This is a genomic window from Roseobacter cerasinus, assembly GCF_009811755.1.
GTDB lineage: Bacteria > Pseudomonadota > Alphaproteobacteria > Rhodobacterales > Rhodobacteraceae > Roseobacter > Roseobacter cerasinus.
Genome location: NZ_BLIV01000003.1, coordinates 689,337 through 705,461, shown reverse-complemented (window position 1 = coordinate 705,461; position 16,125 = coordinate 689,337). Strand labels below are relative to the sequence as shown.

16 protein-coding genes and 2 tRNA genes are annotated in these 16,125 nt (G+C 60.6%); 13 read left to right on the top strand and 5 right to left on the bottom strand.

Going from position 1 to position 16,125, the window contains the following annotated elements; genetic code table 11:
- Nucleotides 1-121: 121 nt before the first annotated feature.
- Nucleotides 122-205: transfer RNA gene (locus So717_RS10935), tRNA-Leu, on the bottom strand.
- An 831-nt stretch (nt 206-1,036) separates the two neighbouring features.
- Between So717_RS10935 and So717_RS10930 the strand changes: the two genes are divergently transcribed.
- The 5 genes from So717_RS10930 (at nt 1,037) to So717_RS10910 (ending at nt 6,777) form a co-directional block, all read left to right on the top strand.
- Nucleotides 1,037-3,502 (top strand): M57 family metalloprotease, encoded by a 2,466-nt coding sequence (locus So717_RS10930; protein ID WP_159977074.1) that lies wholly within the window; start codon nt 1,037-1,039, stop codon nt 3,500-3,502.
- A 1,056-nt stretch (nt 3,503-4,558) separates the two neighbouring features.
- Nucleotides 4,559-4,834: a hypothetical protein gene (locus So717_RS10925; RefSeq protein WP_159977072.1), complete on the top strand. Its 276-nt coding sequence runs from the start codon at nt 4,559-4,561 to the stop codon at nt 4,832-4,834.
- Between the two features lie 69 nt (nt 4,835-4,903).
- Nucleotides 4,904-5,842, top strand: coding sequence for a pirin family protein (locus So717_RS10920; RefSeq protein WP_159977070.1), 939 nt, complete (start codon nt 4,904-4,906; stop codon nt 5,840-5,842).
- Between the two features lie 9 nt (nt 5,843-5,851).
- Complete coding sequence (locus tag So717_RS10915) at nt 5,852-6,604, top strand: SGNH/GDSL hydrolase family protein (RefSeq protein ID WP_159977068.1); 753 nt, start codon at nt 5,852-5,854, stop codon at nt 6,602-6,604.
- Nucleotides 6,605-6,700: 96 nt separating this feature from the next.
- Nucleotides 6,701-6,777 (top strand) — tRNA-Asp (locus So717_RS10910).
- A gap of 420 nt (nt 6,778-7,197) precedes the next feature.
- Here So717_RS10910 and So717_RS10905 read toward each other — a convergent pair.
- Together So717_RS10905 and So717_RS10900 are read right to left on the bottom strand one after the other, a co-directional pair.
- On the bottom strand, nt 7,198-7,815 hold the full coding sequence (locus tag So717_RS10905; RefSeq protein ID WP_159977066.1) for a GNAT family N-acetyltransferase: 618 nt from the start codon (nt 7,813-7,815) through the stop codon (nt 7,198-7,200).
- Between the two features lie 368 nt (nt 7,816-8,183).
- A complete protein-coding gene (locus So717_RS10900; RefSeq protein ID WP_159977064.1) occupies nt 8,184-9,017 on the bottom strand; it encodes a PfkB family carbohydrate kinase in 834 nt (277 codons plus the stop codon).
- Between the two features lie 221 nt (nt 9,018-9,238).
- Between So717_RS10900 and So717_RS10895 the strand changes: the two genes are divergently transcribed.
- The 7 genes from So717_RS10895 (at nt 9,239) to So717_RS10865 (ending at nt 13,285) form a co-directional block, all read left to right on the top strand.
- The gene (locus So717_RS10895; RefSeq protein ID WP_159977062.1) at nt 9,239-10,267 is read left to right on the top strand and encodes an extracellular solute-binding protein; all 1,029 of its coding nucleotides are present in this window, start codon (nt 9,239-9,241) and stop codon (nt 10,265-10,267) included.
- Nucleotides 10,268-10,478: 211 nt separating this feature from the next.
- Nucleotides 10,479-10,619 carry a hypothetical protein gene (locus So717_RS10890; RefSeq protein ID WP_238840819.1) on the top strand — a complete coding sequence of 47 codons (141 nt, stop codon included), beginning with the start codon at nt 10,479-10,481 and terminating at the stop codon, nt 10,617-10,619.
- On the top strand, nt 10,616-10,792 hold the full coding sequence (hemP, locus tag So717_RS10885; protein WP_438810650.1) for a hemin uptake protein HemP: 177 nt from the start codon (nt 10,616-10,618) through the stop codon (nt 10,790-10,792). The genes So717_RS10890 and hemP overlap by 4 nt, the downstream gene beginning before the upstream one ends.
- Entirely contained in the window at nt 10,789-11,268 is a 480-nt protein-coding gene (locus So717_RS10880) for a hypothetical protein (RefSeq protein ID WP_159977058.1), read from the top strand. Before hemP ends, So717_RS10880 begins: the two co-directional genes overlap by 4 nt.
- A 33-nt stretch (nt 11,269-11,301) precedes the next feature.
- A complete protein-coding gene (locus tag So717_RS10875) occupies nt 11,302-12,561 on the top strand; it encodes an imelysin family protein (protein ID WP_159977056.1) in 1,260 nt (419 codons plus the stop codon).
- A gap of 65 nt (nt 12,562-12,626) precedes the next feature.
- Nucleotides 12,627-12,884, top strand: a complete 258-nt coding sequence (locus So717_RS10870) for a DUF1289 domain-containing protein (protein ID WP_159977054.1) — start codon at nt 12,627-12,629, stop codon at nt 12,882-12,884.
- Nucleotides 12,881-13,285, top strand: a complete 405-nt coding sequence (locus tag So717_RS10865; RefSeq protein WP_159977052.1) for a hypothetical protein — start codon at nt 12,881-12,883, stop codon at nt 13,283-13,285. Before So717_RS10870 ends, So717_RS10865 begins: the two co-directional genes overlap by 4 nt.
- Nucleotides 13,286-13,479: 194 nt before the next feature.
- Here So717_RS10865 and So717_RS10860 read toward each other — a convergent pair whose 3' ends face one another.
- Nucleotides 13,480-13,950 carry a Dps family protein gene (locus So717_RS10860; RefSeq protein ID WP_159977050.1) on the bottom strand — a complete coding sequence of 157 codons (471 nt, stop codon included), beginning with the start codon at nt 13,948-13,950 and terminating at the stop codon, nt 13,480-13,482.
- A 105-nt stretch (nt 13,951-14,055) separates the two neighbouring features.
- Entirely contained in the window at nt 14,056-14,493 is a 438-nt protein-coding gene (locus So717_RS10855) for a hypothetical protein (protein ID WP_159977048.1), read from the bottom strand.
- A gap of 113 nt (nt 14,494-14,606) precedes the next feature.
- On the opposite strand from So717_RS10855, the gene So717_RS10850 reads away from it, so the two are divergent.
- Nucleotides 14,607-16,124 carry a di-heme oxidoreductase family protein gene (locus So717_RS10850; protein ID WP_159977046.1) on the top strand — a complete coding sequence of 506 codons (1,518 nt, stop codon included), beginning with the start codon at nt 14,607-14,609 and terminating at the stop codon, nt 16,122-16,124.
- Nucleotide 16,125: the final 1 nt, after the last annotated feature.

Below are 16,125 nucleotides of genomic sequence, written 5' to 3'. Positions count from 1 at the left end.
GCTATCCTAAAGATGGTGCTTTTGGGGCCTCTTCACTACCACCGAAATGGAGGACCTCGAACACTAAAAATCGCGTTTCCGTTCAACACTTTAGTGAGAAATTTTGACTGCCAGTCAAATATGGTGCAGGCGGAGGGACTTGAACCCACACTCCTTGCGGAACTGGTACCTAAAACCAGCGCGTCTACCATTTCGCCACGCCTGCACGCTGAGGGCTGCATAGCGATCAGATCCCTATAGCGCAAGGGCTTGCTATGGATCTCCTGGGCCAGTCTGGAGGCTCCGCGTGGAAACCCGGGCCTTCGCAGAAGGTGGCGCCTTGGCTCCCGATCTCAATGGTGTCCCCCTCGACCAACAGCTGCGGTGTTTTCTGCGTGACCGTATGGGATCCCGACCATATTTGCGGCGCTCCTGTCATCTTCTTATCAACTATGCATTGAGCTTGGCCTCTCGGCGTCAGTTTGCAGTGGGCCTTATGTAGCGCGCGTTCCGTCGGTGCGTCTTGCCGACGTTATCTATTGCGATTGGGAAAGATCATGCTCCCGCAATCGCCTGTCGGTGACCCGCGGTGGTCTGAAACCTGTAAAGTAGGGTTCAAGGTAGGCCATATATGCCCGTCACTTGATCAGCTAGGTCAGGCCATGGTCACAGCCCGTCTGCTGAGCCGCAAATGGGGTCTCCCTTCGGACATCGCTGGCGTCTGGCATTGGCGACCTCTCGTCAAATGTCGGGCCGGACAGGGGTGCCACCGGGACGTCTGCACAGAAGCCACACATTCGATGAATTTTTGCCAAAAAAGTACCAATTATCTTGAAAACAACTTAATTCTTGTGGCTTAGAGACCCGCCCAGAATCGCAATCACAGCGGAAATGCAATCGTCTAAATATAGGTTTGAGGTGTGCCACCGAGAGCCCGTTGTTCGACCAAGAAGGGGCGTCCATGTCCAATATCGACCCAAGCCAGAGCTCCCAGAATCCTGAGACAAACCAGGATGATCTATCCTTGCATTTGTCGACCTGTACGTGTGCAGCCTGCATGGCCGATGATCGATTTCAAGATGACGTCGAGCGTTCGGGCAACCCGACCAGTGGCGGCGGCACGGCGGCTGCCGCGACGGGTAAGACCCTGCGGGAAATGGCTGATTTTCTTGAGATGGGGTATTGGGGAAATGAGGTTGGCCTGCGCCACAATGTTGGCACGACCGGCCTCGATCCGAACAATGGGGTTCTGCACTATAATGTGAGCGGGTTCGGTCCGCTGACATACGGTGGCGGTAGCGATGCCAATGGCGTGTCCAGCGCGCGCGCAGCGCTGATCAGAGACGCCTTTGATGTCTACGAAGCCGTTCTGGGTATTCAGTTTGTCGAAACGACAAGCACCAACGACAGCGTTGTCGATTTCTTCTTTTCCGACAACCAAAGCGGGGCCTTTGCGGGCTCCACGCGCTACGGCGACGGCACGATTTACTACTCATACATCAATATTGCGGCGAGCTGGTCCGGATCTTCATCGACGTATGACGACTATACGTTGCAAACGATTTTCCACGAGATCGGGCATGCCTTGGGTCTCGGACACCAAGGGCCCTACAACGGGTCTGCCAGCTATGCCAACGATGCAATCTTCGCGCTCGACAGCTGGCAGGCGTCGATGATGTCGTACTTTTCGCAGACCGAGAATTCTGCGATCAGCGCCAGTTACGAGTTTCTGCAAACGCCGATGGCCGTCGATTGGCTCGCACTGGACAGCATCTATGGTCAACAAGGGTATGGCATCTCAAATGCCTTTGTGGGCGATACGGTTTACGGGTTCAACACCAACATCGCGGCGAGCGAGAGCCGGATCTGGAACGAGTTCTCGGCTTACGCAGGTCGTACTGCGTCGACGATTGTTGACGGCGGCGGCATCGACACGCTGGATTTCAGCGGCTACAGCGCCAATCAGAAAATCGATCTGACGGTCCAGACCGCTGACCAGACGTCCCAGAACACCTCCAACGTGGGCGGGCGGACAGGGAACCTGACGCTCGCCATTGGCACCGTGATCGAAAACGCGATCGGCGGGTCCGGCAATGATTACTTTATTGGCAACGAGGCAGACAATGTCTTCCGTGGTGGCGCGGGCAATGATCGCTTCATCGGACAACTGGGTGATGATACGTTCCATGGCAACGCTGGGCTCGACACGGTCATCTACAATCTGGTCTTTGGCGCTTATAGCTTCTCTGTTCTGAGCGATGTTATTCAGGTGATTGGCGAGGGGATCGACCTCGTCTATGACACAATTGAGACCTTCCAGTTCTCGGACATCACATACAGTTTCACCGATATCTTTGCTTTGGTCGGCAACGCGGTGCCCACCGCTCGCGATGACAGCGCAACCGTCGAGGAAGGTGCGACGATCACGCTGTCTGTTCTCGACAATGATACAGACCCGGATGGTGATCCGCTCACGATCACCGAGGTCAATGGGCAGGCGATTGGCGTCAACGAGACCGTCGATCTGGCCTCCGGGGCATCCGTGACTTTGCGCGACGATGGCACGCTCAGTTATGCTCAAAACGGTGTATTCGACACGTTGAACACCGGCGAGAGTGGCGGTGACAGTTTTGAATATGCGGTGTCCGACGGCAAAGGAGGCGCCGCCACCGCCACCGTCGTGATGACTGTTGAGGGTGCCGGTGATGACAGCCCAAGCGCCGCCATCGGGCAGAGTGGAACGGTCACCGTGGCTCAGTCGGGGTCTGATCAATGGCATAGAGTGGTTTTCGACACGACGATATCGGACGCTGTCGTCGTGATGGGGCCCATCTCGTGGAATGGCCTTCAAGCGGCGACGACCCGAGTGCGCAACGTGACGGATGAGGGTTTTGAGTTCCAGATTGACGAATGGAACTACCTGGATGGAGCCCACACGACTGAAACCATCGGCTGGCTTGCAATGTCGGAAGGCTCGCACACATTGTCGAATGGACAGACGATTGTTGCGGGCACCCAGATCGTCGGAACAGAGTTTTCCAGTGTGAGCTTTGGCGAAGTGCTGGGCGACGCCGTTGTCCTGGCGGAAGTCAGCACTGCGAACGGAAAGGACGCCGTCATGACGCGTCTAAACGACGTGACGGCGAGCGGTTTTGAGGTGCAGCTGCAGGAAGAGGAAGCACTGGGCGCACATACCGACGAGACGGTCTCCTGGATTGCATTGGAAACCGGAGTAGGTGACGGCCTGGACGTCTTTCGCACTGCGGACCAGTTGGATCACGAGGTCGACAGTTTTCAGTTCAACACATCCTTTGCGAAGGCACCGGTCATTCTGGGGGATTTGCAAAGCAAGGATGGCCGAGACCCGGCAACACTGCGCCTGTCTCAGGTGGACCGCAGCGGTGTGTCGCTCTTTGTGGAAGAAGAGACATCGGCAGATTCTGAGGTCATTCACACAGAGGAAACCGCCGGTTACGTTGCGCTTGTCGAGGGTCTGATCTTCGAAGACAGCTTTCTTTTCTGACATGGAAAGCACTCCTGCCCAGAGGTTTGTGCCTGAGATCCAGGTCGCACCGGTTTTTTTGAGTGCCGCCGTTCAGGTTTGTTTTCGGGAGCTTTGTGACGACACTTGACGAGACTTTGGATCATTGGCTTTGACTGACTGGGTGGCGTGTCTGCGGTGATGTGAGGGCCGGGTCTTATGCATCACTGGCTTGGTCTTCACTCGGTCCTGCGGACATGCAGGCGGCGCGGCACTGAGTTGAACATCCACAAGCCTGCGGACAGCCAATGAGGCATGGTATGCACGGGGCCGTCTCATACGAGATATGCCCCGTCAGCCCATGGGTCCGACAGGAACGCAGCGCATATAGCCGGTCGCGGCGGCAACACGCCAAAACTGTCGGCGCTAACAGGCCGGTTGGAGTTGTAGCAGCACTTGCCACAAAACGTGGCTTGCCAAGGGGTATGTGCTGTGATTCACCTGTCTGGAGGGGGCCAGAAAAGGCAAAGGCGACCAGGAAAGGGCACGCGTATGTGCGTGAGAAAAGCGGATCAGTGTCAAGACCGCAAACCGACACAGGCGTCGACGGACGAGGAGGTTGCGCGCCTTGTGCGTCACTTGCAGACCTTGCCCGTTTCGGAACGGTCAAGCTGCGCCCTTGGTGTCGCATCACGCCTGATTGAATTTGCGGCATATGAGCTTGCCGGCAGGCAGTCGCCCGATGATGTTGCGGATTTGATCAATTGCGCTGCCCGTATGGACTACGCGTCGGTTGACGTTCAGGTGGCCTCTCACACACTGCCGACGCGCCGGGTGCAATAGCTGTCACAACGACCGGAGTGTCACACTACGGTTTCAAAACCACTTTACCAAACTACCTTGGGTTGACACACGCCCATGTGATGAGGAACACTGGCGCTGGTGTTTTCGGGACGCAAGCCAGGGTCAATCCTGACGTCGGTTTGTGTGAACTGGGAGAGTTCCATACGGTCGCGCTTGGCTGTATCTGGTAGAGGTGGACTTTCGGCGCGCGAAGCTGTGGTGAGACGTCGAACGATATTTGAAAGCGGACACGACATGACCGTGCCCACGGATGACATCCCTCCTGAGGTTGTGGACCTGTCAACGGCGCTAGCCGCGCTTGACACCTTGCCGAACCGGGACAAGGTGCGCTACGCGATGCAGATCGCCGCGCAGTACCTTGAATATGCGGCCTTTGAGATGGCATTGGAACAAAGCGCCGGCGATGTGTCGGAGATTATCCACATGGCTGCGCGGCTGGATCAGGCCGCACGGCGGATCGACGAGACCGCGGTGGTATCGCGGACGGGTCAGGACATTCGCAAAATCTGAACATCTCCAATTGCAAGGCCCGGAGCCGCCGCTACCTTTGTCTCAGCAGATGGAGAAGGAGACTGTGGCATGAGTTGGAATCCGGCCCTCGACCCCAGTTGCCCGACCGGGGACATGGTGGACAGCATCGAGACGGTGATCGTGCCGCGCGCGCGCGACCTTGGCGGCTTTGAAGTGCGGCGCGCCTTGCCCGCGCCCAAACGGCAGATGGTCGGGCCGTTCATTTTCTTTGATCAGATGGGGCCAGCCGAGTTTGTCACCGGCCAGGGCATTGACGTGCGGCCGCACCCGCATATCGGTCTCGCCACGGTGACGTATCTTTACAAAGGCAAGATACACCACCGGGACAGTCTCGGGACCGATCAGTGGATCGAGCCGGGCGCTGTGAATTGGATGGTGGCGGGGCATGGCATCACACATTCGGAACGGACCGATGGTGACCTGCGCATGCGGCCACATGACCTTTTTGGAATTCAGACATGGGTTGCGCTGCCGGAGGCCCATGAAGATGCGCCAGCCGATTTTGAGCATGCACCCAAGGATAGCCTGCCGTCGTTGGAGGGCGAGGGCAAGGAACTGCGTCTGATCCTCGGCACAGCTTATGGTGAGACAGCGCCGGTGAAGGTGCACTCAGAGATGTTTTACGCAGATGCGCTTTTGCAGCCCGGTGCTCAGATTCCCCTGCCAGATGATCATGAGGACAGGGGTGTCTATGTGGTGGCGGGGGCCATCACCGTAGCCGGAGACAGCTTTGAGGCCGGCCAGATGATGGTCTTCCGCCCAGGCGACAGGATCACGCTGACAGCAGGCGATGAAGGCGCGCGGTTGATGTTGCTGGGCGGAGCAACCCTTGAGGGACCGCGCCACATCTGGTGGAATTTCGTGGCCTCTTCCAAAGATCGGATTGACGCGGCCAAGGAGGCCTGGCGGGCGGGTGATTGGGCCCATGGGCGTTTCCGCCTGCCACCGGGGGATGAGGCGGAGTTCATTCCGCTGCCCGAGCGCTAGGCGACGCTGATGCTGTCGCTGCGCCTGCGGCAGTTGGCTCTGGCACCGATTTTGGCTGTGCAGGCCACGCAGGTGATCCGCCGGACACCGCGCCTGCCAGAGGCTGAAGGTCCGCGCTGTGGCGTGGCTGGTCAGGGTCCCGTCCTCCGCCTGTTGATCCTGGGCGATTCTTCCGCTGCCGGGGTGGGCGCTGCGACACAGGCCGAGGCCCTGAGCGGCCATCTGGTCCGCAGCCTCAGCGCCGACTACCGAGTGTCATGGTCTCTGATTGCCCGGACCGGATGGACGACAACCACACTGTGCAACGCTTTACGGCACACATCGCCCGGGCCCTTCGATATTGCGGTGACCGCTTTGGGGGTCAACGACGTCACCCGTTTGATCCACCCGGATCGCTGGCGCGAACAGACAGCCGAAGTTCATGACCTGTTGAGCGCGGCCTTTTCCGTGCGCCGCGTCTATGCGACAACCGTGCCACCGCTGGAGCATTTTCCCGCCTTGCCGCGTCCGTTGTGCACGGTGCTTGGTCAGCATGCGGCGCGGCTGCGCCATGCGCTCCGCGAGATGGTGGGCCGCGCCCCGGATCTGCGCCTGATCACGCCGGACTGGGGGCTGGACCCGGCCCAGATGGCGTCGGATGGATTTCACCCGGGGCCTGAAATCTACAAAGGCTGGGGGCGGTTTGCCGCCGAGACAATCCTGTCTGACCTGCGGGCACAGCCGCTGGCATCCGGTCTTTCGGCGTCGCGGCCAGTGGCGTGAAAAAATTCGCATGCGGCGGGTCATAGCCGCTTGACGCGCCGGGTGGCGCCGCATAAGACGTCCCAACGCATCGACGATACGCGATGCGCGCAGTGGGCGGTTGTAGCTCAGTTGGTTAGAGTACCGGCCTGTCACGCCGGGGGTCGCGGGTTCGAGCCCCGTCAACCGCGCCACCGCTGCAAATCTTTCCTGGCAGATACTTGCAACTGGCGATGTTCCGGGGCGGACCACGACTTCGCGTGGGGTTGCCGCACGCGCTCATGCGTTACGAGTGTCGTTCTCACTGCAGGCTGGAGTATCTTCTCTGATCGTCAAATGGCAGGTGCGGTGGTCAACCAGGGCTGAGAAGCAGCAGGGGTCTAGCGGATGCTATCCTAGATGCTGCAACACTCTACCTTTTCAGGCATCGCCCGTGTCGCTGCGCGTCTTTGGAGAGCTGCGAGGATACGCCGGTGGCCACCAAAAACACCAGAAGGCGCAACAGGTCTCTGGTCTGTTCGTCGGCTTGGTGACCGAGGTGGTGGCCCACTCCTTGCCGAGCTGAAAGTGGCAATATCACCGGGGTCAGGGCCCACAAGATTGCGCCTCAGGGGTCAGCCGGGGTTTCCATTCCAGGAGATTGGCGAGAACGACAGAGTGCAGGAGGCGGCCAGATCTTCAATGACCTTGTCGCGACCCGTTGTCCATTCCGATCCCAGAATGCCGGCAATCACAGTATCCTTGCGGTCGCCCTCGACAAACCAGGCCTCGCGAAAGCGCCCTTCCTCGGTGAAGCCGATCTTTTCCAGCACGCGGGCCGTCGCGGCATTGTCCGCGCGGTAGAAGGTTGTGACCCGATGCAGCCGCAGGCGCCTGAACGCCAGATCAAGTAGCGCCACGGTCATCGCCGTGGCCAGGCCGCGCTTGCGAAATCCCTCTGTCACGAAGAACGGCAGCACCGCATCACCCTGAATGTAGTTCACCGTTTCCAGGCCCGCGATCCCGACAGCTGTGCCATCCCGCTCAGCCATGAACCAATAGGCGCCGGGTCGGGAGGCCTGCGCAATCGACGACCGCCATGTCTCGCGCAGCGTGTCGACGCTGACCGGCACCGGCAGGCCGCGATCAAAGAGAGCCACGTCGGAGACATTCCAGAACCAGTTTGAGATGCTGGAGATATCGTCCAGTTCCATTGGGCGCCAGGTGACAATCTGTGTAGTTTCATCAGGCATGTTTGGTATCCTATCGGCCGCGGCCCGGATGTCTCCTCGGCGATCCGACTGTGCCGGGGCAAGGGCCTCGGATGGAAACTACAGTGCGTGTGTTAACTACAGTTTTTACCACCGTACCCCTTGAAAAAGCAAAAATTTGCGAGATCGGCCGCGAAGAGTCCCTGCATTGCGAGGCATGTCCGCGGTGCTTGCGGCTGGAGGTCTCTGTTGCGACGTTCCGGGCCGAGAGAGGGAGCCTGCGCGACGACAGCATTGAGGTTCGCGGGTCCGCCAAAGGTGGTAATCACCGAGCAAAACGAAACCGGAAAGGCAAAGTCGGGAGACGATGGTGCCGACGCACTGTGCGCGCCGCTTTTTGCCGCGTGGTATCAATGTGGCCTGCGCGGGCTGGCGGCGCGCTGCGCGCGAAAGGCTAGAAGGTCGGACAAGCTCGGGGGCAGGCCAGAGCGCAGGGCGGCCAGCAAGCTGGCGTCAACCGCCATCTCAATGGCTTGCTCTGCCGTGCAGCCCTGGGCCAGAAACACCGCCAGCGTTGCGTTGAAGCAATCTCCACCGCCAAGCAGGTCCACAGCCTCGACACGCCCCGCCGCGCGGTGGCCCTGTGACGTACCGATCTTCCAGGCGGCCCCCTGGGTGCCCAGTGTGACGATGGCGCCGGGCGATCCCAGCAGGGTCAGGGCCTCAGCGCAGATCTCCGCATCCTGCAGGCTTCCGACGGTGCGCTCCGTGATCTCGGCCGCTTGATGCGCGGGTAAGGTGAGAAAATCAAACGCCGCCAGTGTCTGCTGGGGCCAGATCGGTTCGGGGGCAGGGGTCGCGCCCATGATGACCCCTACGCCGTGGCTCCGGGCGATGCGCGCGGCCCGGATGGACACCTCCAGCGGGATCTCGTTTTGCAGAAGCAGCGTCTTTGCGCGCGCGATCAAAGGGGCATGCCGCAGCAGCGCCTCAGCCGTCAGCCGTGCCGCATTCAGGTCATCAGGCTCTGCTGCGGGTACTGTCTGCATCTGCGTCTCAACGGCCAGGGTGACATGTGCTGCGCGCAGGGCTTCAAGGGTCGGCCAGGCCGTTGCCTCAACCCCAAGTGTGCTGATCAAGGTCACAGAAGCGCCGAGCCGGGCTGCCGCCATGGCCTGAGCGGCGCCTTTCCCCGGTTCGGCACCGGCGCCGTCAATGCGGCCTACAATCACAACTTGAGTCATACTGGTAGAATGGTAGCACGCTTATGCGTCCGAGGCACGGCGATTCCCCCGGGGGACATTTTGGGCGTCCACCGGGCTGCTCGGGTCTGGATCTCAATACCGTACAAAAACAATCAGAAAAAAGCTCGTCTATACCCAATTATTTCACTCAACAATATTGCCTTCTCCCCGGAAATCAGTAATTGAGTAAATCAATAAGGATTAACCTTTGGGAGATATCAATGTCGACACCATCCAGAGTCACGCTTGGTGCGCTTATCGCAACAACTGCGATCAGCACCGCCTCGCTTGCGCGTGCAAATGGCGAACTGAACCTCTATTCGTCGCGTCACTATGACACCGACGAACGCCTCTATTCGGAGTTCACTGAAGCCACCGGCATCACGATCAACCGGATCGAGGGCAAGGCGGATGAGTTGATCACCCGTATGCAGGCAGAGGGCGCAAATTCGCCCGCCGACATTCTGCTGACCGTCGACACGTCGCGGCTGGAGCGTGCGAAGGATGCGGGCGTTCTGCAATCCATCGACAGCGCCGTGCTCGAAGAGCGCATTCCCGCAAACCTGCAGGACAGCGACAACCAGTGGTTCGGCTTTTCCCAGCGCGCGCGGATCATCTTCTATGACAAGAACGACGTAAGTGAGCCGCCGGTGGACTATGTCTCGCTGGCTGATCCCAAGTTCAAGGGCATGGTGTGCCACCGCTCATCGTCGAACGTCTACAGCCAGACCCTGCTGGCGGCTGTGATCGAGAATCACGGCGAAGAGGCGGCGAAATCCTGGGCGCAGGGTGTTGTGGACAACTTTGCCCGTGAGCCTGAGGGCGGGGACACCGACCAGCTGCGTGGTCTCGTCTCCGGCCAGTGCGACATCTCCATCTCCAACACCTATTACTTCGCCCGCGCGATCCGCAAGGATGTCGACGGCCTGTCCTCCGATCTCGACAAGATCGGCTGGGTCTTCCCGGCGCAGGACGCGGAGGGCGCGCATATGAACCTGTCGGGTGGCGGTGTCGCGGCCCACGCGCCCAACCGGGACAATGCGATTGCCTTCATGGAGTATCTCGCCTCGGATCAGGCGCAGCAGTATTTCTCCGCTGGCAATGATGAGTTCCCCGCGGTGCCCGGTGTGGCAGTCAGCGAGAGTGTGGCCCAACTGGGCGAGTACAAGGGTGACGAGGTGGATCTCTCTGCCGTGGCCAAGAACGTGCCCGCCGCCCAGAAGATTTTTAACGAGGTGGGCTGGAAGTAAGTCGTTTTCCCCGAAGACTGGACAGGGGCGCCATTCTGGGCGCCCCTTTTTTTGATCTGAAAAGCATCACGTCGCGCGGACATGAGAAAAAAGTAGCCAAGTATTTTAGTCGGGATTGACTTTTCTGACTGTAATAGTCAAGAATTGTGAGGAGAATCCCAGCCACCCGGTATCGGGCAGCCCGGAGCCAATGAGTGCACTGGAGGCCATCATGCAGCACCGTTCTGACCCTGTCCGACCCACGCCCGTTCGCCTATGCCGCATCGAAATCCTGCAATCTGCCCTGAACGGCCTTGTGCCGCTGGACCATCGGCTGGAGAGCATGTTGGACCGGCTGGAGGCGCGACCATGAACGCGATGGCGCAACCCACCCGCATGGATCCCGCCGAGAGCGCGGCGGCTGATATTGTCACCTATGACGTGCGTGACCTGATTGCGACCGGCGTGCAGGCGCGGCTTGTGCTCGACGGGCAACCCTATTTCCTGCGCATCACCCGCGCGGGCAAGCTGATCCTGACAAAATGACACCGCAGGCTCAAAACCGTGGCGGGGCGTCGATTGGTGTGTTGATGCACTTCGAGCCCTGGGAGGCGGATCTGATCGTGACCCTGCGGTTGTGGTGCGACAGCCCCGAAGGGCAGGCGAAGGTCTGGAACGAATTCGCCTTGACCCTGCCGAAAGGCAAGGCCGCCGAAGAGATGCGCGCCTTTGAGCAGCTGGTCTCGACCGTGGCGGCCTATGCGCATCGCCCGTTGGTGCGCCACGGCGTGGGTTGTGCCTGCGTGGGCGCTGACGAGGGCGTCTTTGCGCATCTGGTCCGCGTGGCCTGCGATGGCGATCTGGGCGAGGCGGCGCAGGTCGCGACCCTGCTGGTCACCGCCGCCCAGGCCGAGCGCGTGGCCATCCTGGCCGCGCAGGTGGGCTGTGCCCGCAAGTCTATCACCCGCGCGCTCACGGCCCATCAGGCCGAGCGTGCCGACAATGTCATCACACTTCACTAGATCTATTTGCTACGAAAAAAGGGACAGCAACCAATGAAGACGACACTGGCCGCCGCACTCGGCACCACCATGCTGATCGCGGCCCCCGCTTTAGCGGATAAGGCAGCGGTTCTCGACAATTACGCCGACATTGCAGCGGCGAAATACACCGACAGCTTGGTGACCGCGCAAACGCTGCAGAGCGCCGTCAATGCGCTTATCGAAGGCCCTTCGGCTGAGACCCTGCAAGCTGCGAAAGAGGCTTGGATCGCAGCGCGCGTGCCGTATCAGCAGACCGAGGTTTACCGTTTTGGCAATGCCATTGTCGATGATTGGGAGGGCAAGGTGAACGCCTGGCCGCTCGACGAGGGGCTCATTGATTACGTGGATGCGACCTATGGCGGCGCCACGGATGAGAATGAATATGCGGTGCTGAACGTGATCGCAAACCCGTCTTTCACGCTCTCGGGTGAGACGGTGGATGCCTCCGAAATCACGGCGGACCTGCTGGAGAGCGTGCTGCATGAAGCTGATGAGGTCGAAAGCAATGTGGCCACGGGCTATCACGCCATCGAATTTCTTCTCTGGGGGCAGGACCTGAACGGTCATGGCCCCGGGGCAGGCGCGCGGCCCTGGACGGATTATGCCATGGGCGACGCCTGCACGGGCGGGAACTGCGACCGCCGCGGCGCTTACCTGAAAGCGGCCACCGATCTTCTGGTGTCTGATCTTGAGTGGATGGCGGCGCAATGGCAGGAGGGTGGTGACGCCCGTGCCCAACTCATCGCAGACGAAAACGCCGGCATCACAGCGATTCTGACCGGCATGGGCTCACTCTCCTACGGCGAGCAGGCGGGCGAACGCATGAAGCTTGGCGTGCTGCTGAACGACCCCGAGGAAGAGCATGATTGCTTCTCCGACAACACGCACAACAGCCATTTCTATGACGCCATGGGCATCCGCAATGTCTATGTCGGCAGCTACACAAGCGTTGATGGCACTGTGGTGTCGGGCGCGTCGCTGTCGTCTCTGGTGGCGGCTGCGGATGCGGGCGTCGATGCGGAACTGACCTCGAAGCTCAACACCACCATGATCGAGATGGCCGAGATGAAAGCCGCCGCCGAAGCGGGCTTTGCTTATGACATGATGCTGGAGCGCGGCAATGAGAAGGGCGAGGCGCTGATCATGGGTGCGGTGGACGCGCTGGTGGATCAGACCCGGTCGATTGAGCGGGCTGTCGATGCGCTTGGCGTGGCTTCGATCGCCTTTGAAGGCTCCGACAGTCTGGATGACCCGGAGGCGGTCTTCCAGTAAGGAGGATTGCTCCCATATAGAGAGGGAGGCGGCAGGCCGCCTCTCTCCCCACCGCGAGAGGCCGCATGAGCAAGACACCCAGCCCCTGTATCGATGTGTGCAAATTCAAACGCCAGGGCCATTGCATCGGCTGTTCGATGACCAAGGCGCAGAAGTCGATGTTCAAAAAGCTCAAGAAGGAAAGTCATCGCCAGGCCTTTGTCGAGATGCTGGTGGCGCAGCAGAAGACCCTGGGGCGCTACAAGCATTGGGTGCCGCAATATCTGCGCAAATGTCTGAAGAGGAAGGCCAAGCCTGTTGCGGCTGTACGCGACGCGGCATGATGCTGCGCGGTGCCGTCGCATTGGTGATGATGGCAACGCCCGTGATGGCGGAGTACCGGCTGGAGATCACCGACACCGGCAAGCGCGATTACTACTGCACGATCACTGTCGCGCTGACCAATGAGAGCGCGGAGCCTCTGACCGAGATCAATGCCTTTTTCCTGAACTACATCGGTGACACGCAGGTCGGCCGCTCGAAAGGGGCATCCTTCTTCAATGTGGCACCAGGCGCTTCAGCGCGTGCCACGTTCGAGACACCGAATGCGCCCTGTGGTGAGGTAGAGCGGTATGACATGGTGATCGGCGCATGTCGCCTTGGCGCGTCCTTCACCGACAAGGCGATCTGCGCGGGCCGTATGGCGCTGACAGCACCTTTTGGGGATGCCACACCGCTCGACTGACGTCCGGGGTCGGATCATGCGAGAGGGAGAAGCCCCCGCCCCCCTATCGAAGGGGGGCGGGGGCTTCTCGGCTTGTCAGCCGAGCGCGCCAGTCGAACCGTTGTCCGTACCGTGGTACCGGAGTCGTCCTTAGCATGGCACATATGTGAAAAAGCCGCCTCGGAGGGCGGCTTTTGAACTCGGCTTTGGCGGGCTCAGCGCAGATGCGCGCGCAGGAACCAGGCGAACTTCTCGTGCTCTTGACCGCGCGCGATGCACAGATCTTCGGTCAGCGTGTCGCCATGCTCAGCCGCCAGCTCACCGCAGCCCGCCAGCGTCTTGGCCAGCGTTTCCTGCGCGTCGAGCATCATCTTGATCATCTCCTTGTCAGAGGCGTGCCCGTCATGTTCGCTCACCTTCGAGCGCTTGATCATGCCCGCGAGCGTGCCCTCGGCGTGCCCGTCCAGCGCCTTCACGCGCTCGGCCAGATCGTCCTGCGCCACGAAGTGATCTTCGTAGATCTTCTGGAACAAATCGTGCAGCGGGCCAAAGGCCATGCCGGTCACGTTCCAGTGAAAGTTCTGCGCCAGCATCGTCGTGACGGCAGTCTCGGCCACGGATTGGTTCAAGGCCTCGACAATCTCGGTTTGTGCGTCCGTGGACAGCGCCATGGCGGTCTGTGTCATTCTGCGGTCTCCCAGTTGAATATCCGCTGGCTGGCAAGAGGCTGGCTGGCGATAACCCTTATTTAAGGTCGCCAGAAAAAAGTCCAACAGAAAATTAGAATAATTCTAAATCTGAGAGAAACGCTCGGAAAGAGACAGGATGAGGAAGCCCAGATTGCGCCGCGCGGTATGGGGCACGCGGGAGCGGATGAGAAAGAGAAAGCTGCTGCGATCATCCGCCTGCGCCGCCGCAATCGTGCGCAACAGCCAGGCCTCATCGAAGGACACCTCGGCGACATTCGGTCGGTGCAGCACGGGGGAGGCGCCAAGCGCCTGCGCGAGGCTTTTCATCAGCACCTCGGCATAAGCGGCGCGCGCCACGTTGGGGGTTTGCGACAGCACCGCACAGGCGTCAAAGAGATCGGTGCGCGCCGCTGCGCGACATCTCAGAGCGACGTGGCGTAGCTCATTCAATACGGCTGCGGCCTCCGGGCTGAAGGCGCTGAGGCGCGCGGCGTCGTGCCGAGGGGCAGGGGCCCTGGGGGCTGGTCTGGCTGCGATCATCTGTCCTATCACTTTTCCGGCCGGGATGCGTGCGAAGACTCGACGCGTCCAATTCCCGAGTATATTTATCGGAAATAGTCCTCCGCTGCAATTGGAGACACGTCATCGTGCGCATGCGTTACAGTTTTTTTGGCCCCGTCCTCGCGGCCGCCTTTGCCATACCGGCCACCGCCGAGCTTGCAGATCTGCATCTGTCGGTCGTGTCCCGGACCGAGGAGGAGGCTGCACGGATTGCCAGGATCACCGCGCCGACCACGGATTTTTCGCTGGCCGAGCGATTCGAGAGCAACTCAGGGGGTGCCGCCACCGTGCGGGTGATCAGCACGCGCGATGCCTTCAGCCAGCCCTCGGCCAACATCAGCTTCGAGCGGGAGCTGGAGTTCAAGGTGGGCAACGGGCTGTTCAAGAAGCTCTGGGTCTCCTCGCCGTCGTCGACACTTGCGTCTGACGGGCTGGGCCCGCTTTACAACGCGCGCTCCTGCCAGCGGTGTCACCTCAAGGATGGGCGGGGGCACCCGCCGGAGAGCTCCGATGATTCGACGGTGTCCATGCTGGTGCGTGTATCCATTCCGGCGGATGAGAGCGCACTTTCGGATGTGATCGCAGACTACATCGCCACGGCGCCCGAGCCGACCTATGGCGGGCAGATCCAGGATTTTGGTATTGCGGGGCACCCGGCCGAGGCGCGCATCGCCATCACCTATGAAGAGAGTGAAGTGGAACTTGCGGGCGGCGAGGTGGTCGGTTTGCGCAAGCCGACGCTGGCGCTCGAAGATCTGGGCTATGGCCCGCTGCATCCCGAGACGATGATGAGCGCACGGGTGGCACCCCAGATGATCGGGCTTGGTCTGCTCGATGCGGTTCCGGTGGCGGATATCCTGGCAAACGCGGATCCGGAAGATGCGGATGGTGATGGCATCTCGGGGCGTCCGAATATCGTCTGGTCGCGCGTCCATGATCAACCCATGCTGGGGCGCTTTGGTGTGAAGGCCGGGCAACCCAGCGTGTGGGAGCAATCGGCAGGCGCCTTCCATGGCGATATCGGCATCTCAACGCCGCTGCATCCCGCCGGGTATGGGGACTGCACCGAGGCGCAGGCCGCGTGCCGGACTGCTCCCAATGGCAATACGACCGACCACGACGATGCGGAGATCGGGACGCTTGGTCTTGAGCTGGTGAGTTTCTATTCGTCGAACCTCGCCGTGCCTGCGCGGCGTGACTATGACGACCCGCAGGTGCTGCGGGGCAAGCAGATGTTCTATGAGACGGGGTGCACCTCCTGCCACACGCCGAAATTTGTGACCCATCGCCTTGAGGGTCAGCCGGAGCAAAGCTTTCAGCTGATCTGGCCCTACACGGACATGCTGCTACACGACATGGGCGAGGGGCTGGCCGACAACCGGCCCGAAGCGCGGGCCACTGGGCGCGAGTGGCGCACCCCGCCGCTTTGGGGCATTGGGCTGACGCAACAGGTATCGGGCCATACGTATTTCCTGCACGACGGGCGTGCGCGCTCGTTGATGGAGGCGATCCTCTGGCATGGCGGCGAGGCGGAGGCGGCGCGCAACCGCGTTGTCGAGATGCCGAGACCCGATCGCGACGCCCTCATCCGTTTCCTTGAAAGCCTTTGAT

What these genes read in the sequence shown, in the direction of transcription:
- So717_RS10930 (WP_159977074.1), top strand. Translation starts at nt 1,037, where the DNA reads ATGGCCGATGATCGATTTCAAGATGACGTCGAGCGTTCGGGCAACCCG.
- So717_RS10925 (WP_159977072.1), top strand. Translation starts at nt 4,559, where the DNA reads ATGACCGTGCCCACGGATGACATCCCTCCTGAGGTTGTGGACCTGTCA.
- So717_RS10920 (WP_159977070.1), top strand. Translation starts at nt 4,904, where the DNA reads ATGAGTTGGAATCCGGCCCTCGACCCCAGTTGCCCGACCGGGGACATG.
- So717_RS10915 (WP_159977068.1), top strand. Translation starts at nt 5,852, where the DNA reads ATGCTGTCGCTGCGCCTGCGGCAGTTGGCTCTGGCACCGATTTTGGCT.
- So717_RS10905 (WP_159977066.1), bottom strand. Translation starts at nt 7,815, where the DNA reads ATGCCTGATGAAACTACACAGATTGTCACCTGGCGCCCAATGGAACTG.
- So717_RS10900 (WP_159977064.1), bottom strand. Translation starts at nt 9,017, where the DNA reads ATGACTCAAGTTGTGATTGTAGGCCGCATTGACGGCGCCGGTGCCGAA.
- So717_RS10895 (WP_159977062.1), top strand. Translation starts at nt 9,239, where the DNA reads ATGTCGACACCATCCAGAGTCACGCTTGGTGCGCTTATCGCAACAACT.
- So717_RS10890 (WP_238840819.1), top strand. Translation starts at nt 10,479, where the DNA reads ATGCAGCACCGTTCTGACCCTGTCCGACCCACGCCCGTTCGCCTATGC.
- hemP (WP_438810650.1), top strand. Translation starts at nt 10,616, where the DNA reads ATGAACGCGATGGCGCAACCCACCCGCATGGATCCCGCCGAGAGCGCG.
- So717_RS10880 (WP_159977058.1), top strand. Translation starts at nt 10,789, where the DNA reads ATGACACCGCAGGCTCAAAACCGTGGCGGGGCGTCGATTGGTGTGTTG.
- So717_RS10875 (WP_159977056.1), top strand. Translation starts at nt 11,302, where the DNA reads ATGAAGACGACACTGGCCGCCGCACTCGGCACCACCATGCTGATCGCG.
- So717_RS10870 (WP_159977054.1), top strand. Translation starts at nt 12,627, where the DNA reads ATGAGCAAGACACCCAGCCCCTGTATCGATGTGTGCAAATTCAAACGC.
- So717_RS10865 (WP_159977052.1), top strand. Translation starts at nt 12,881, where the DNA reads ATGATGCTGCGCGGTGCCGTCGCATTGGTGATGATGGCAACGCCCGTG.
- So717_RS10860 (WP_159977050.1), bottom strand. Translation starts at nt 13,950, where the DNA reads ATGACACAGACCGCCATGGCGCTGTCCACGGACGCACAAACCGAGATT.
- So717_RS10855 (WP_159977048.1), bottom strand. Translation starts at nt 14,493, where the DNA reads ATGATCGCAGCCAGACCAGCCCCCAGGGCCCCTGCCCCTCGGCACGAC.
- So717_RS10850 (WP_159977046.1), top strand. Translation starts at nt 14,607, where the DNA reads ATGCGTTACAGTTTTTTTGGCCCCGTCCTCGCGGCCGCCTTTGCCATA.